The sequence below is a fragment of the Devosia sp. genome (assembly GCF_017307495.1).
Classification (GTDB): domain Bacteria; phylum Pseudomonadota; class Alphaproteobacteria; order Rhizobiales; family Devosiaceae; genus Devosia_A.
Map to the genome: position 1 here is coordinate 71,878 of NZ_JAFKHE010000021.1, position 14,495 is coordinate 86,372.

The 14,495-nt window shown below is 67.6% G+C and carries 15 protein-coding genes; 7 read left to right on the top strand and 8 right to left on the bottom strand.

Features of this window, described 5'->3' with window-relative positions; translation table 11 throughout:
* The first annotated feature begins 68 nt into the window (after nt 1-68).
* Together J0I99_RS13690 and J0I99_RS13695 are read left to right on the top strand one after the other, a co-directional pair.
* The gene (locus J0I99_RS13690; RefSeq protein ID WP_291398280.1) at nt 69-1,019 is read left to right on the top strand and encodes a trypsin-like peptidase domain-containing protein; all 951 of its coding nucleotides are present in this window, start codon (nt 69-71) and stop codon (nt 1,017-1,019) included.
* 61 nt (nt 1,020-1,080) lie between these two features.
* On the top strand, nt 1,081-1,911 hold the full coding sequence (locus J0I99_RS13695; RefSeq protein WP_291398281.1) for a sugar phosphate isomerase/epimerase: 831 nt from the start codon (nt 1,081-1,083) through the stop codon (nt 1,909-1,911).
* Nucleotides 1,912-1,915: 4 nt separating this feature from the next.
* Here J0I99_RS13695 and J0I99_RS13700 read toward each other — a convergent pair whose 3' ends face one another.
* A complete protein-coding gene (locus J0I99_RS13700; RefSeq protein WP_291394329.1) occupies nt 1,916-2,140 on the bottom strand; it encodes a hypothetical protein in 225 nt (74 codons plus the stop codon).
* 136 nt (nt 2,141-2,276) lie between these two features.
* Here J0I99_RS13700 and J0I99_RS13705 point away from each other — a divergent pair, with 136 nt between their 5' ends.
* On the top strand, nt 2,277-2,564 hold the full coding sequence (locus tag J0I99_RS13705) for a hypothetical protein (protein ID WP_291398282.1): 288 nt from the start codon (nt 2,277-2,279) through the stop codon (nt 2,562-2,564).
* Between the two features lie 46 nt (nt 2,565-2,610).
* Here J0I99_RS13705 and J0I99_RS13710 read toward each other — a convergent pair whose 3' ends face one another.
* From J0I99_RS13710 to J0I99_RS13720, 3 genes are all read right to left on the bottom strand, one after another.
* Nucleotides 2,611-3,276: an OmpA family protein gene (locus tag J0I99_RS13710; protein WP_291398283.1), complete on the bottom strand. Its 666-nt coding sequence runs from the start codon at nt 3,274-3,276 to the stop codon at nt 2,611-2,613.
* A 191-nt stretch (nt 3,277-3,467) separates the two neighbouring features.
* Nucleotides 3,468-4,169: an OmpA family protein gene (locus J0I99_RS13715; protein ID WP_291398284.1), complete on the bottom strand. Its 702-nt coding sequence runs from the start codon at nt 4,167-4,169 to the stop codon at nt 3,468-3,470.
* Between the two features lie 66 nt (nt 4,170-4,235).
* Nucleotides 4,236-5,006 (bottom strand): SDR family NAD(P)-dependent oxidoreductase, encoded by a 771-nt coding sequence (locus tag J0I99_RS13720; RefSeq protein WP_291393012.1) that lies wholly within the window; start codon nt 5,004-5,006, stop codon nt 4,236-4,238.
* Between the two features lie 166 nt (nt 5,007-5,172).
* On the opposite strand from J0I99_RS13720, the gene J0I99_RS13725 reads away from it, so the two are divergent.
* Nucleotides 5,173-6,177: an endonuclease/exonuclease/phosphatase family protein gene (locus tag J0I99_RS13725; RefSeq protein ID WP_291398285.1), complete on the top strand. Its 1,005-nt coding sequence runs from the start codon at nt 5,173-5,175 to the stop codon at nt 6,175-6,177.
* A 145-nt stretch (nt 6,178-6,322) separates the two neighbouring features.
* Here J0I99_RS13725 and J0I99_RS13730 read toward each other — a convergent pair whose 3' ends face one another.
* Complete coding sequence (locus tag J0I99_RS13730) at nt 6,323-7,648, bottom strand: hypothetical protein (RefSeq protein ID WP_291393015.1); 1,326 nt, start codon at nt 7,646-7,648, stop codon at nt 6,323-6,325.
* A 355-nt stretch (nt 7,649-8,003) separates the two neighbouring features.
* Here J0I99_RS13730 and hemA point away from each other — a divergent pair, with 355 nt between their 5' ends.
* Entirely contained in the window at nt 8,004-9,284 is a 1,281-nt protein-coding gene (gene hemA / locus J0I99_RS13735) for a 5-aminolevulinate synthase (protein WP_291398286.1), read from the top strand.
* Between the two features lie 78 nt (nt 9,285-9,362).
* Nucleotides 9,363-9,842, top strand: coding sequence for a flavodoxin family protein (locus J0I99_RS13740; protein WP_291398287.1), 480 nt, complete (start codon nt 9,363-9,365; stop codon nt 9,840-9,842).
* A gap of 297 nt (nt 9,843-10,139) precedes the next feature.
* On the opposite strand, the gene J0I99_RS13745 is transcribed toward J0I99_RS13740, so the two are convergent.
* Together J0I99_RS13745 and mscL are read right to left on the bottom strand one after the other, a co-directional pair.
* Nucleotides 10,140-10,778 (bottom strand): LuxR C-terminal-related transcriptional regulator, encoded by a 639-nt coding sequence (locus J0I99_RS13745; protein WP_291393020.1) that lies wholly within the window; start codon nt 10,776-10,778, stop codon nt 10,140-10,142.
* 380 nt (nt 10,779-11,158) lie between these two features.
* Entirely contained in the window at nt 11,159-11,590 is a 432-nt protein-coding gene (gene mscL / locus J0I99_RS13750; RefSeq protein ID WP_291393031.1) for a large conductance mechanosensitive channel protein MscL, read from the bottom strand.
* Between the two features lie 200 nt (nt 11,591-11,790).
* Between mscL and J0I99_RS13755 the strand changes: the two genes are divergently transcribed.
* A complete protein-coding gene (locus tag J0I99_RS13755) occupies nt 11,791-13,407 on the top strand; it encodes a PAS-domain containing protein (protein WP_291393033.1) in 1,617 nt (538 codons plus the stop codon).
* A gap of 381 nt (nt 13,408-13,788) precedes the next feature.
* Here the strand turns inward: J0I99_RS13755 and J0I99_RS13760 are convergent, their stop codons facing one another.
* Complete coding sequence (locus J0I99_RS13760; RefSeq protein WP_291393035.1) at nt 13,789-14,448, bottom strand: response regulator transcription factor; 660 nt, start codon at nt 14,446-14,448, stop codon at nt 13,789-13,791.
* Between the last annotated feature and the right edge of the window lie 47 nt (nt 14,449-14,495).

Here is a 14,495-nt window from a genome sequence, read left to right on the forward strand (position 1 = left end):
GCGCCCGATAGCTCCCCAAATGGGCAGTCTCGCGCCGTCGTGCAAGCGCGACCACATCTTCGGGCACGATGGCCGCGCAATCCCTTCACGTTCCCGATACCGTGCTTCTCGATGCCTATTCGCTCAGCGTCTCGCAGGTTGCCGAGACGCTCGGGCCGGCGGTCGGCATGGTGACCACCGACGGCAAGGGGCACGGCTCGGGCGTGGTGCTGTCGCAGGACGGGCTGGTGGTCACGAACGCGCATGTCGTGGGCAGTCACCGGGACGTCCACCTGGCGCTGCCGGACGGGCATCGGTTGGCCGGGCGGGTGCTGGGCGCCGATCCCGATACCGACCTCGCCATCCTCAAGGTCGACGGCTCCGCCCTGCCGATCGCGACGCTGGGCGACAGCTCCGGGCTCAGGCGCGGGCAGATCGCCATCGCCATCGGCAATCCGCTCGGCTTTGAATCGACCATCACCGCCGGCGTCATCTCCGCCCTCGGGCGGAGCCTGCGCTCGCCTTCGGGCCGGCCTATCGAGGACGTGATCCAGACCGACGCGGCGCTGAACCCCGGCAATTCCGGCGGCGCGCTGGCCGCGAGCAGCGGCGAGGTGGTGGGTATCAGCACCGCGATGATCGCCGGCGCGCAGGGCATCTGCTTTGCCGTTGCCAGCAATACGGTGAAGCTCGTGCTCGGCGAGGTGCTGCAGCACGGCGGCGTGCGCCGCGCCTGGCTGGGCGTCGCCGCCGACACCGTCAATCTGCCGCGCCGTGTCGCGGATGCCGCCCATGTCGGCAGCCGCTCGGGCGCGGTGCTGCACTCGATCGTCAAGGATGGCCCAGCGGACCGGGCCGGCGTGCGCGAGGGCGACGTGCTGCTGGCGCTCGACGGGCGGCCGGTCGAAGGTCCGGGGCCGCTGCTGCGCATGCTCGGCGCCGACGCCATCGGCAGGCAGGTCCGGCTGCAGATCCTGCGCCAGGGCCGGCTGATCGAACTCGACGTCGTGCTCACCCAGCGGCCGACCGTACAGGGCTGACCCGACGCTTGCTCCGGATCGCTTCGCCCCTATGATGCGCTCCGGTGACCCGGGAGTATCCATGCAGAAGCTGCTCGTCCTGCAATCGCTGTGGACCATGGTCGGCCTCAGGGGCGCACCGCCCGAGCGTCCGCTCGAGACCAATATCGAGATGATCGCCGGGGCCGGCTTCGACGGGCTCGGAACGCTATGGATCGACCGGGAGGAGGCGCAGCGCACTGCGGGCCTCGCGCGGTCTGCCGGGCTTGTGGTCGAGGGACTGTGCTTTCCCACCGACATCGACAGCCTGAAGCCGGCGCTCGAATGGGGCGCCGCGTTCGGCCTGCACCACCTCAACATCCAGCCCAACCTCAGGCCGCGGCGGCTCGCCGACGCGGTGCGCGTCGCGGAAGGCTGGCTCAGGCTGAGCGAGGAGGTGGATTTCCCGGTCTATGTCGAGACGCATCGCGATCGCATGACCAACGACCTGCTGTTCACGCTCGACCTGATCGCCGAGGTGCCGGAACTCAGGCTTCTCGCAGACCTGTCGCACTATGTCGTCGGCCGCGAGATCGTGTTGCCGGTGGCGGACGAGATCGAGGCGCAGATCGCCACCATCCTCGCGCACGCCTGGGCCTATCACGGCCGCGTGGCGAGCAGCGAGCAGGTGCAGGTGCCGCTCGGCTATCCGCAGCACCGGCCGTGGGTCGAGCAGTTCGGCCGCTGGTGGCAACTCGGCTTCGCCGACTGGCGCCGGCGGGCCGGCCCGGATGCCGAACTGACCTTCCTGTGCGAACTGGGCCCGCAGCCGTACGCGATCTCGGGAGCTGACGGGGCCGACCTCACCGACCGGTGGGCGGAGTCGCTGGAGCTGCGCGCCATGGCGCGGGCCGCGTGGGCGGCCGCCAGCTGATGGTTCAGTCGGGCTGGCGGTCCAGCCTGGCCTTTGGCACCGGGCAGTTCATCTTGCCGGTGAACGGGTCCATCGTGCAGGTCGGCCAGATGTGGCAGACCAGCTTGTGGGTGAACGGGTCGAGCGTACAGTTGGGCGGGATGGACTCGCCGTTGTTGCGCCCGGCGAGGGCGGGCGTCGCGGCGAGGGCGGCGGCGACGAGGGCGGACAGCAGGACGATGCGGAGCATTTGGATGGTCCCTTCGGCTGGTTCCTATGCCCCGATCGTGCTCGCGGGTACCTGAACCGGGCCTGAGCAGCCGGTTCAGGAGGAACCAGTCCGCCGCCGGCGACATTGACTCTGCGGCTTGAGGGAGAGGAACGGAATGGCAGAGGTGCCGTCAAGACATGAGCCGACCGTCGCGCAGGTCGACCGGCTGATCGACGAGAATGGCGCGCCGATCGAGATTCCTGAGGACAGCGAGCTCAAGCTCACCCACGCGGTCGAGGAGTCGGTCGGGGGCACCGGCCCCACGGCCTGGTGGCGCGCCGGCCTCATCGCGCTGGCGATCGTGGTGGTGATGCTGTTGGCGTTCCACCTGCTGCTGGGCAAGACCGGCACCGACATGGTGCCCGGGACGCCGACCGCGGCAACCCAGCCGGCGCAGCCATGAAGAAGGCCCGGGAAAATCCCGGGCCTGCAAGGGTGCTGTTGCGATCTCAGCCCTGGATGGGCGAGAGCTGGATTTCGACGCGGCGGTTCTGGGCGCGGCCCGACTCGGTGCCGTTGGAGGCGATCGGATCGGCCTCGCCCTTGCCGGTGATGTAGAAGCGGCGCTGGTCGACGCCCTGGCTGGCGAGGATGGTGGCCACGGCCACGGCGCGCTTCTGGCTCAGTTCGAGATTGTAGCTGTCCGAGCCCTGCGAGTCGGTATGGCCATAGACGTCGATGACGGTCTTGTTGAACTTCTTGAGCACGAGGCCGACCGAGACCAGCGTCTCGTTGAACTGCGGCTGCACCGTCGCGGAGTCGGTGGCGAAGGTGATGTTGGATGGCATGTTGAGGATGATCTGCTGGCCGACGCGGGTCACCGACACGCCAGTGCCCTGCAACTGGGCCCGCAGCTCGGCTTCCTGCTGGTCCATGTAGTTGCCGATGGCAGCGCCGGTGAGGCCGCCGACGCCGGCGCCGATCAGGGCCGCGACACGCGGGTCGGACCCGGTCGCGGCACCAATGATGCCGCCGACCACGGCACCGCCGCCCGCGCCGAGCAGCGCGCCGCCGGTGGTGTTGGAAAGCTGGGTCTGGCCCGTGTAGGGATTGACCGAAGTGCAGGCGCTCAGCGACAGGGCTGCCAGCCCGGCGATCAGAATCTTGGATTTCATCAATTACCCCCGGAGGTTCGCCGCCGTTCTCACCAGCGAATGCGGCACAAAGGTGTCACATCGTGGCATCGGCGCCACCGCGGGCGATTATTAGACAAGGACGGCGCCCGGGGGAAGCAGTTGATCCCCTGCCCGGGGGGCGGTCGCGGCGCCGATCAGCCGTGCCGCCCGCCGCCGACGACGACAGCAGGTCATGGGGAATCCCCCGCCCCGCCTGCGGTCAGGCCGCCCTCCGCGTCCGTTTCCGTGGGTTCGCCACCGGGTCGGTCGGCACCGGCAGGAGCCGCCACAACGGGTGACACCAGAATCTCCATGCGGCGATTCTGTTCGCGCCCCGTCGCAGTGTCGTTGGATGCAACAGGATATCGCGAGCCCCTGCCGTGCGCGGACAGGCGCCCATTGTCGATCCGCTGAGAGCGCAGGTACATCGCAACAGAGTCCGCACGACGCTCACTGAGCGGCTGGTTGATCTTGTCCGAGCCGGTATTGTCTGTGTGGCCGGTCACTTCGATGAGCGTCTGGTCGTATCGGTCCAGCACGCGGGCCAGCGAATTCAGCACTGGAAAAAAGTCCGAACGGATGTCGGCATTGTTGGTGTTGAAGGTGACGTTGCCGGGCAGGGTCAGCAGAATCCGCTCGCCGATCCGGGCCACACTGACGCCGGTGCCTTCCATCTCCGTCCGCAGGCCCGCTTCCTGCCGGTCCATGTAGCCGGCGGTCTCGCCAGGTGGAAGGCCGACCGGCCCGGGTCCCAGCCACAGCCCGACGGGCCGGCCGTCGGATCTCACGAGGGAATCGGATACCGCCGATGTCGCCGCCCTGGTGACAGGGCTCGTCGCACAGCCGCCCAAAGCCAGTGTCGCGGCAACCGCGACCAACATGACTGCCTTCAACCGGAGCCCCCGCCCAGTCGGCGCGGCGCTGCGAAAGGCAGCCAGGTGATCACGCCGGAAGCGATGCTAGCCGTGCGCCCAGCCGCCGTCGACCAGGAAATCCTGCCCCGAGATCATGCGGGAATCGTCGGCAGCGAGGAACAGCACCATGCGGGCGATATCCTCGGGGTAGAGGCGGCCGGCCAGTGGCTGGTCCTCGGCCAGGCGGGCCAGCGCCTCGGGCGTGGCCCACAAGCTGAGCTGCCGCTCGGTCATGATCCAGCCGGGCACCAGCGTGTTGGTACGGATGCCGTGCTTGCCGTACTCGCGCGACATCGAGCGCGACATGCCATGCGCCGCCGCCTTGGCGGCGGTGTAGACGGTGAGCTGGGACGAGTTGGTCATCCAGCTGACCGAGCCGAAATTGACGATCGACCCCTTCCCCGCGGCAATCATGCCCGGGGCCACCGCCTGCGCGGCAAAGAAGGCGTGCTTGAGGTTGACGGCGATGTTGCGGTCCCACGCCTCCGGCGAGACGTCCGCGATACTGTGACGCTGGTCGTTGGCGGCGTTGTTGACGAGGGCGAGCGCCGGGCCGTGCGCGGCCTCGAAGCCCTTTATTGCAGCCTGGTAGGCGGCGATGTCGGTGATGTCGCAGGGGGTAAACTTCACCGTGGCGCCGGCCGCGTCGAGTTCGGCCGCGAGCTTGTTGCCGGCCGCTTCGGCGATATCGACGAAGCCGACCTTGCTGCCCTGTGCGGCGAAGGCGCGCACGATCCCCTCGCCGATGCCCGAGGCGCCGCCCGAGACAATGACGGGCATGCCCTGCAGGCTGGGATAGGTGGCGTATGCGAACATGAAGTCCCCCGGAAACTGATGATCGGCGCGGGATTTAGCGTGGCCGAACCGCCGCGGCAAGGCGGGTTTGTTCCACGGCGCACGCAAGGCGCCGCACTGTCACCCGAACGACATGCAGCGCCGCTAGGCAGTCGCCTCATCGCCACGCCAGCAGTAGATCGCCACAATGTCCCTCGACCTCGTCAAACCCGCCCAGACCGCCGCGCTCTCGGGACCGCCGCAGCAGGAACGCGACCGGCTGGCGACCCTTGAACGCACCGAGGCCAACCACGCGGCGGCGCTGGCAGGCCTCGCCTGCCTGCAGCGCGTCGAGGCACCGGCGACCGTGCCCGGCGCCCCCCTCGCCTTCCCCCTCACGGTGGCCACCTGGAACCTCGAGCGCTGCTATGCGGTTGAGAAGTCGGCGGCGCGGATCGCCGAGCAGGGCGCCGGTCTCGTGCTGCTCTCCGAAGTGGACAACGGCATGGCGCGGACTGGCCAGCGCCACACCTCCCGCGACGTCGCCGCGGAGCTGGGCATGAACTACGCTTTCGGCGTCGAATTCCTCGAACTCGAACTGGGCGCCGAGGTCGAGCTGGAGTTCTGCACCGACGATTTCAACCGCCACGGCTTCCACGGCAATGCGCTGCTGGCCCATACGTCGCTGCAGGCGCCGGTGATGATCCGGCTCGAGGCGCATGGCCACTGGTTCACGCCCGAGACGCCGGCGAAGCGCATCGGCACCCGCTGCGCCATCGCGGCGGCCGTCATGACCGAGGCCGGGCCGCTCTACGCCGTGTCGGTACATCTCGAGAACCGTGGCGACGCGACCTATCGCGAGACGCAGGTGCGCGGACTGATCGACGCGATCGACCAGCTGGCCGGCGACATTCCGGTGATCATCGGCGGCGATCTCAACACCGGCCTCGCCGACAATGGCGACTTCGAGAAGGAAACGCTGTTCGCGCACGCCTCGGACCGGGGCTTCGAGCGGCATGGCGGCCCGATCGGGCAGATGACCACGCGACCGAGCCGTGTCAGCCGCAATCCGCGCGGTACCTGGAAACTCGACTGGTTCCTGACGCGCGGCGTGGAAGTGACGTCGAGCCGCATCGTGACATCGGTGGCGCCCGATGGCGAGGTGCTGTCCGACCACGACATGGTGGTGCTGGAAGTGGCAGGGCTGAAGTAGGAGCAGGTCGGGCCCCGAGAACCGAGCACTCCCGCGCAAGCGGGACCGGGGGACTCCCCGTTGCCGGGCCGGCCGGAACCGGAATCCCGTCAAGCGCGGGGCTGATGCCGTCGAGAGACGCGATGCGGGGACGGGCCAGGCGGCCCTACAGACCCTCGTCCTCAACGACGGCCCGGCCCGTCGGCGCGACGTCCATCGCCTCGACCTTGGCCAGCAGCGCCTCGATCTTGTCGACGTTGGGCAGCAGCCGCTGCTCCATCGAGAAGTTCAGCGTGACGTATTCGCGGCCGGGGCAGAAGGTGCAGATGTTGGCGGCCGGGTGCCAGGCGCCGCAGTAGATGGGCTCCATCAGGCCATGCGTCATCGGACCGTAGGTGCGGTGCGGCGGCACCAGCGTCAGCACGATGTGCATGCCGCCGTTGAAGCGCCAGAAGCGCTTGCCCGGCAGCCCCTTCCAGAACCTGTTCAGCCCACGCAGGGTCTTGAACATGGAGTTCATCATCACCTGGAACCTGGTGATGTCCTTCTGCTCGATGTGGGCGACGGTCTCGTCGATCTCCCGCGCGAACGCGACGAAGTCGTCCTTCACCTTGAACTTGGCCTGCAGCGCACGGACACGGAAGAAATCGTCGTCGGCGTCGTTGCGGCGGCCGTCGAGCATGGTGTAGGCGGCGCCGATCACCTTCCTGGACATGTGTTTTTCGGCGCCCTCGCCGTTGAGGGCATAGGTGACGAGCGCGAACATCAGCGAGCGCTGGCGCACGCCCAGCTTGTTGGCGAGCAGGCGCAGGCGGTGGCGCTTCAGCGCCAGCGTCTTGAAGCCCCAGGGCTTTTCGGCCGGCGACAGCAGGTTGGCGAGGATCACGTAGGTCCAGGTCATCGACCAGCCGCGCAGCTTGCCGGCGAGGCGCGACTTCAGCCCGACCTTGTTGGACTTGTCGCTCATCACGCCATGGCTGGCCGAGGCCGAGCGGGTGAGCAAAGCCGAATCGGAGCCCTCGAGCAGGGCGTGGCTGGAGCGCACCTGGATCATCGAAGCGCGGCCCTCGGCATCCGGACCACCCCGGCGCACCAGGGCGGAGACGCGGAACAGCGGCAGGTCGTCGCGGACGAAGATGTCCTCGGACTTGCCAAGCCAGTTGTCGGGATAGCCGTCGAACTCGTCGACCAGCTCGACATGGGTGATGGCCTCAAGCAGGTGGCTGGGGAAGGGCTGGCCGGGCCGGGCGCCAACGAAGCCGTGCGTCAGCTGCGGGGCCAGCGCCACCATGTCGGCGACGAGGTTGCCCAGGCTTTCCTTGGTGAAGCTGTTGCGGGACGCGGCGGTGAAGAACACCGTGTCACGCGCCTCGTAGAGGAACCACTGGAAATCGGTGAACAGCGCCTGCGGATGCTTGCTGACGGCCGCGAGGGCCAGGTCCAGCAGTTCTGCATGGTCGTTGGCGAAGCTGGACGACGAAAAGCTCTTCATGCCGGATCCCCTCATCCCGTTGCGTCGATACTAGCGTTCGCCCAAGCTGGGTCAACGGAAAGGCGCGGCTGGCGTTAACTCGCGGCGAGGCACTGGCACGGGCCGGCTGAACCCATTCTGAACGAGCCGCATGGCGAGCCGCCCCCTTGATCACGACGGTGTCCGATTGGCAGCGGCCCCGGCATTGTTTAGGATGGTTCCAAGGTTCGCGGCCGAGCCGCAGGTGCGCCAATGGGTTGTATTGCGTGGCCGCGCGTCGAATTGACCTATGTCAATGGCCATTGGGCGGGACTAGCTATCGCTCGCCATATGAGGTCGCCAGCAGGCGCGGTGCCTGCGCATCAGAGTGGAACTTATGGATTATCGCGGGTTTTTCGAGGATGCTGTCGACACGCTGCGGCAGGAGAAGCGGTACCGCGTCTTCGCCGATCTCGAGCGGATCGCCGGCCGGTTTCCGCGCGCCATCTACCGGGACGCCTCCGATAACCAGCGCGAGATCACCATCTGGTGTTCCAACGACTACCTGGGGATGGGCCAGCATCCGGTGACCATCGCCGCCATGCAGGATACGGCCGCCAAGCTCGGCGTCGGCGCCGGCGGCACCCGGAACATTTCGGGCACCAACCGGCCGCTGGTCGAGCTCGAGCGTTCGCTCGCCGACCTGCACCGCAAGGAAGCGGCGCTCGTGTTCACCTCGGGGTTCGTGTCCAACGAGGCGGCGATCTCGACCCTGGCGCGGCTCCTGCCCGACTGCGTGATCTTCTCCGACCAGCTCAACCACGCCTCGATGATCCAGGGCGTGCGCCAGTCGGGCGTGGAAAAGAAGATCTTCCGCCACAACGACGTCGCGCACCTGCGGGAGCTGCTCGCCTCGGTCGACCGGAAGCGCCCCAAGCTGATCGCCTTCGAGTCAGTCTACTCGATGGACGGCGACGTCGCGCCGATCAAGGAGATCTGCGACCTCGCCGAGGAGTTCGGCGCGCTCACCTATATCGATGAAGTGCATGCCGTCGGCATGTACGGTCCGCGCGGCGGCGGCATTGCCGATCGCGAGAACCTGATGGGCCGGATCGACATCATCGAGGGCACGCTGGCCAAGGGCTTTGGCGTCATGGGTGGCTACATCGCCGCCAACCGCGCCATCATCGATGCGGTGCGCTCCTATGCGCCCGAGTTCATCTTCACCACCGCCCTGCCCCCGGCGCTGTGCGCGGCGGCGCGCGCCTCGATCGAACATCTCAAGTCGTCCGACATCGAGCGCGCCGGCCAGCAGCGCCAGGCGCAGCTGACCAAGGACATCCTCGCCGATGCCGGCCTGCCGGTGCTCAAGACCGACACGCATATCGTGCCGGTGATCGTCGGCGACGCGCGCCTGTGCAAGGCGGCGAGCGACATGCTGCTCGACAAGCACAACATCTATATCCAGCCGATCAACTACCCCACCGTGCCCAAGGGCACCGAGCGGCTGCGCATCACGCCTACCCCGCTGCACACGGACGAGATGATCATCGAGCTGCGCCATGCGCTGGTGAGCGTGTGGGCCAGCCTCGAGCTGCCGCGCGAGCGCCCGGTGGCGCAGGTCAGCGCCGACAAGCTGGTGAGCGGCGACCTGACGCTGACCTCCGCCGGCGGCTGACCGGCGGTTTGATCCCGATCAAGCCACGTCCTCCCATAGCTGCCAGTCTGCAGTGACCGGGACAGTGCGGAGGCGCCGATGCGGATCGCCATCATCTACGACAGCGTGTTCGGCAACACTGCGCACATCGCCGAGGCGATCGGTCGGTCGGCCCACAGTCTGGGCGAGGTCACCATGTTGCCGGTGCGCGACGCCCATTCGCTCGATCCCGCGGCATTCGACCTGCTGGTGATCGGCTCGCCGACGCGTGGATTTGCGCCGACTCCGGCGATTGCCGAGTTCACCGCGAGCCTCGCCACGGGCACCACCCGTGCCGCAGCCTTCGACACCCGCCTCGATCCCGACCATATCCAGCCGGCTCCGCTGCGCTGGGTGATCCAGGTCGGAGGCTACGCGGCCAACCGCATTGCCGAGGGCCTGCGCCACCGCGGCTACGAGGTGGTGGAGCCGCACGGCGATTTCCTCGTCGAGGGCGCCGAGGGCCCACTCAAGCCCGGCGAGATCGAGCGCGCCGAAGCCTGGCTGCGACAGGTCGCGGGCAGCAGTCCGGCGGCCTGAGCCATCCACCTCCTGCCTGAGCCTCGGATGCGGCCGGGCAGCGGCCACCGCGCCGGAACGACATGCCGGACTGGCGGGAGCGCTTCAGGTCGTCCGCTGGAACGTTTCACCGTCTGCCTGAAACGCTGCCGCCTTCCCGCCGGCTGTCATCCCTGTGCAAGCAGGGATCCAACTCAGAGCTGGCGCGGGCGGTGGCTTGGATCCCTGCTTGCGCAGGGATGACAGCCTATGCTGGGGCAGCAGAGTGCCTTACGGCGATGACTGCGGCTCAATTCGGCCGTTAAATGCGCCACATGCTCAGCTCGTCAGCACGATCCGCATCAGGTCGGCAGTATTGCGGGCGCCGAGCTTTTCCATCACGCGGGCGCGATGCACCTCGATGGTGCGCGGCGAGATGCCGAGCTCGCGGCCAGCCTCCTTGTTGGACTGGCCATTGGTGATCAGTTGCAGCACTTCGCGCTCGCGCGGGGTCAACTGGTCGAAGCCGCGGACCTCGACATTGCGCCGACCGTCGCGGTCGACGGCGCCGACCTGGATGTCCTGCCGCAGGGCATCGCGCACGGCTCGCACCAGGCGCTCGGAATCGATAGGCTTGGGGAACACGTCGGCCGCCCCCGCCTTGATGGCCAGCACGGCGGAATCGACCTCGGGCTGGTCCTCGAGGATGAACACCGGCGTCCCGGTGCGCAGGGTCTTGAGGCGCCTCAGGATCGCCAACCCGTCCTCGTGGCCGATGTGGATGTTGACCAGCGCGACGTCGGGCGGACGGCGCTCCGCCGCGACAAGGAAGCTGGCCGCGTCGATGGCAAAGGCGGCCTGGAAGCCCTCCAGCCGGAACAGCACGCTCAGCGCCTCGCACGTTTCTGCATCCGAATCGAGAATGTGCACGAGCCGGTCGCGATGCAAGAAGGATGGATAGTAGAACCGTTCCGTCATGACGTCCTCCCGCAACAAAAGGGCGATGGCAGACCATGCGCTGGTGTCGGCCGAGAATCTCGTCGGCACAACCGGCACGTCGAATACCCATCTGATCTTGCCAGTATTCGACCCGCCCCGGTCGCACCGAAATATCGGCGCACAGCATGCAATAACTGAGGCGGCTCTCCGATTAGAGAAACTACGTATGCGCGAGCCCTTAGCACGGACAGGCATAAATGCCTATCCTGTTGCTGTCAAGGAAAACTATCCTATAAACGCTCGCTCCACCTCGCGCAGGGCAGGACTGCGGAACGGGCGGAGCTGGCGTGTCGCCATTGGCCGGGCCCCTTGCCGTCGTCCACGGGGGAAGACGGCAAGGGGGCCTCTTGCTCATGCCGTCATTTGGCCTGCGACTTGATGGCGTCGCGGATTTCCATGAGCAGCTTTTCCTCGGCCGTGGGCGCCGGCGGGGCGGCAGGGGCGGCGGCTTCCTTCCGGCGCAGGCGGTTGATGCCCTTGACCACGAGGAACAGCACGAAGGCGATGATGGCGAACTTCACCACGGCATTGATGAACAGGCCGTAGTTCAGGGTCGCGACGCCCGCGGCCTTGGCGGCGGCGACCGACGGGACCGGGATGTTGTTGGGGTTGCTGATGACGACGAACAGGTTGGAGAAATCGATGCCCGACAGGATTAGGCCGATGATCGGCATGAAGATGTCGTCAACGATCGAGGAGACGATGGCGCCGAAGGCGGCGCCGATGATCACGCCGATGGCAAGGTCGATGACATTGCCCTTGAGCGCGAAGTCGCGGAATTCCTTGAACATGCTGCTTCCCCTTTTGCCGTGCGGCACGGGCCGCCGCCGTTTCGGCGGGATGACCAAGCCGTGCCCACTGTTCAATTTTTCGCTTTTCCTGCGGCAAAGCAACTCATATCCGGCCGGGCGGCCAGACGGCCCCCGACTTTGTGCGACCTTGCAGGGGCCCGGGGGGAGGCAGATATTCTGGCCAGGTTCATGAGCAAGTCATGGTCGAGACGCAGACCGACGCCACCCATTCGCTGAGACAGGCGATCGACTTCATCCCGCAGGGCATCGCGGTCTTCGACCGCGACCTGCGCCTCGTCACGTCCAATGCACGCTATGCCGAGCTGCTCGCCGTGCCGCCGGATCTGCTGCGGCCCGGCACCCCGCTCTATGACCTGGCGCTGCATGTGGCGCGGCGCGGCGACCTGGGACCCGGCGATGCCATCGCGCTCGCCGCGCAGCGGGTGCAGACACTGACGCAGTCGCACGCCACGGTGAGCCAGCGGCTCGGCGCAGAGGGCCAGGTGCTGGAGTTCCATTCGTCGCGGCTGCCGGATGGCGGCCTCGTCATCAGCTTTGCCGACGTGACGGCGCGGGTGCAGGCGGAAACCGAGCTGGCGACCATCAACCAGTCGCTCGAGGGGCGCGTGGCCGAGCGCACCGCGGCGCTCATCCAGGTCAATTCCGAGCTGGAGGTCGCCCGCGCCAAGGCGGATGCCGCCAACCGCGACAAGACGCGCTTCTTCGCCGCCGCCAGCCACGACCTGCTGCAGCCCTTGAACGCGGCCCGGCTCTATACCTCGACGCTGGTCGAGCGGGCCGGCGGCACCGGGCTGGACGAGCTCGCCCATTCGATCGAGGCGTCCCTGTCGGCGGTCGAGGAAATCATGGCGGCGCTGCTCGACATCTCGCGCATCGACGCGGGCGCGCTGAAACCGGCCTCGGTGCCGTTCCAGGTGCGCGACCTGCTCAAGAAGATCGACGTCGAGTTCGCGCCGCTGGCGCTGAAGAAGGAAATCTCGCTCAAGCTGGTCGACACCTCGCTGGCCGTGCTGGGCGACCGGGCGCTGGTGGCGCGCATCATCCAGAACCTCGTTTCCAACGCCATCAAGTACACGCGCCCCGGCGGCCGCGTGCTGGTCGGTGCGCGGCTGCGCGGCGCGCGGGTGCGATTCGACGTGATCGATACCGGCATCGGCTTCAACAAGGACCAGCACGCGCTGATCTTTGCCGAGTTCAGCCGGCTCGAACACGGGGCACGCATGGCGCAGGGGCTGGGCCTCGGGCTGTCGATCGTCAAGCGCCTCGTCTCGGCGCTGGGGCTCACCATGGAGCTCGACAGCCGGGAGGGGCGTGGTTCGCGCTTCTCGCTCTACCTGCCCTACCACCGCTCGCTGAAGATCTCGCCCGAACTCGAGCCTGCGCGCGAGCCGGTCTCGAACCTCACGGGCCTGCGCATCCTTTGCGTCGACAACGAGCGCGCCATCCTCGACGCGATGGAGGGGCTGCTCGGCGGCTGGGGCTGCGACGTGCGCTCGGCCCGCTCGCTCAAGGACATCGACAAGGACGGCCTGCTGCTCGGCTGGCTGCCCGACCTCGTGCTGATGGATTACCACCTCGACCAGACCTCGGGCCTCGATGCCGTCGAGTGGCTGCGACACAATGTCGGCGGGCACCTGCCGGCGGCGCTGGTCACCGCCGACCGCAGCGCCGCCGTGCGCACGCTCGCCGAGGAACGCGGCATCGCGGTGGTCACCAAGCCGGTGAAGCCCGGCGCCCTGCGCGCCACCATCGGTCAGCTGTCGGGACAACGGGAGCGCAAGCGCGTCGAGGCTTAGGGTCTCGCCCCCCTATCCACCGTCATCCCCGGGCGAAGACCCGGGGACCCAGCGATGTCGCGCCATCCCATGGGTCCGCGGGTCAAGCCCGCGGATGACGACCGGGAGTGGCCCGGCCACCTGGAGCATTTCACGGCTTGTTTGAACCGGCCGGTCTATTGCCTCACCACCGGCTGTCATCCCAGCGAAAGCTGGGATCCAACGCTCAGCTGGCGCAGGTGGAGAAATGGATCCCGGCCTGCGCCGGGATGACACCGGGGATGGGAGCAGTTCCACCTTGAAATGCCTTCAGCGATACCGCCCCTGCCCGACGACAACAGACCCAGGCGGCTCATTTGGCCGCCTCATCAGCGGACGCCGTGGATGGGCAACCGCCCGCCCCTAAGCCCCGCTCAACAACTCGTCGAACTGGCCATCCTCGATCTTGCTGGCCGCGATCACCGCCTGGGTGCGGCTGTCGACGTCGAGCTTCTGCAGGATGGCTGAGACGTGCGCCTTCACCGTCGCTTCCGAGATCGAGAGCTCGTAGGCGATCTGCTTGTTCATCAGGCCATCGGAAAGCATCATCAGCACGCGCACCTGCTGGGGGGTGAGCGTGGCCAGCCGGCGCATCAGCTGGCTCTGGCTGTCCTCGGCCGGGAACTCCATGCCTTCCGGCACATAGACCTCGCCCGACAGCACGGTCTCGATGGCGCGGCGGATGTCGGCCGGGCCCACCGATTTGTGCAGGTAGCCCGAGGCGCCGAGCTCGAAGGCGCGGCGGATGGTGCCGCCATCCTCGACCGCGGTGACGATCATCACCGGGATTTCGGGATACTGGGCACGGAGCAGCAGGAGGCCCGAGAAGCCGCGCGTACCTGGCATGTTGAGATCGAGCAGCACCAGGTCGCAGTCGCGATCGGCCTCGAGCGCGGCGGTCAGCTCGCTGAGGTCGCCGGCTTCCTCGACGGCGATGGACGGATCGCCACCGGCGAGGGTCTGGCGCAGCGCGGCGCGGAACAGCGGATGGTCATCGACGATGATGATGCGTCGCTTGGTCATGAAACCCCTGAACTCCTGGCGGCCCTACCTACCAAGTCGGTCTTGCC

What these genes read in the sequence shown, in the direction of transcription:
- hemA (WP_291398286.1), top strand. Translation starts at nt 8,004, where the DNA reads ATGGATTATCGCGGGTTTTTCGAGGATGCTGTCGACACGCTGCGGCAG.
- J0I99_RS13745 (WP_291393020.1), bottom strand. Translation starts at nt 10,778, where the DNA reads ATGACGGAACGGTTCTACTATCCATCCTTCTTGCATCGCGACCGGCTC.
- J0I99_RS13700 (WP_291394329.1), bottom strand. Translation starts at nt 2,140, where the DNA reads ATGCTCCGCATCGTCCTGCTGTCCGCCCTCGTCGCCGCCGCCCTCGCC.
- J0I99_RS13740 (WP_291398287.1), top strand. Translation starts at nt 9,363, where the DNA reads ATGCGGATCGCCATCATCTACGACAGCGTGTTCGGCAACACTGCGCAC.
- J0I99_RS13760 (WP_291393035.1), bottom strand. Translation starts at nt 14,448, where the DNA reads ATGACCAAGCGACGCATCATCATCGTCGATGACCATCCGCTGTTCCGC.
- J0I99_RS13695 (WP_291398281.1), top strand. Translation starts at nt 1,081, where the DNA reads ATGCAGAAGCTGCTCGTCCTGCAATCGCTGTGGACCATGGTCGGCCTC.
- J0I99_RS13710 (WP_291398283.1), bottom strand. Translation starts at nt 3,276, where the DNA reads ATGAAATCCAAGATTCTGATCGCCGGGCTGGCAGCCCTGTCGCTGAGC.
- J0I99_RS13725 (WP_291398285.1), top strand. Translation starts at nt 5,173, where the DNA reads ATGTCCCTCGACCTCGTCAAACCCGCCCAGACCGCCGCGCTCTCGGGA.
- J0I99_RS13720 (WP_291393012.1), bottom strand. Translation starts at nt 5,006, where the DNA reads ATGTTCGCATACGCCACCTATCCCAGCCTGCAGGGCATGCCCGTCATT.
- J0I99_RS13690 (WP_291398280.1), top strand. Translation starts at nt 69, where the DNA reads ATGGCCGCGCAATCCCTTCACGTTCCCGATACCGTGCTTCTCGATGCC.
- J0I99_RS13705 (WP_291398282.1), top strand. Translation starts at nt 2,277, where the DNA reads ATGGCAGAGGTGCCGTCAAGACATGAGCCGACCGTCGCGCAGGTCGAC.
- J0I99_RS13755 (WP_291393033.1), top strand. Translation starts at nt 11,791, where the DNA reads ATGGTCGAGACGCAGACCGACGCCACCCATTCGCTGAGACAGGCGATC.
- J0I99_RS13730 (WP_291393015.1), bottom strand. Translation starts at nt 7,648, where the DNA reads ATGAAGAGCTTTTCGTCGTCCAGCTTCGCCAACGACCATGCAGAACTG.
- mscL (WP_291393031.1), bottom strand. Translation starts at nt 11,590, where the DNA reads ATGTTCAAGGAATTCCGCGACTTCGCGCTCAAGGGCAATGTCATCGAC.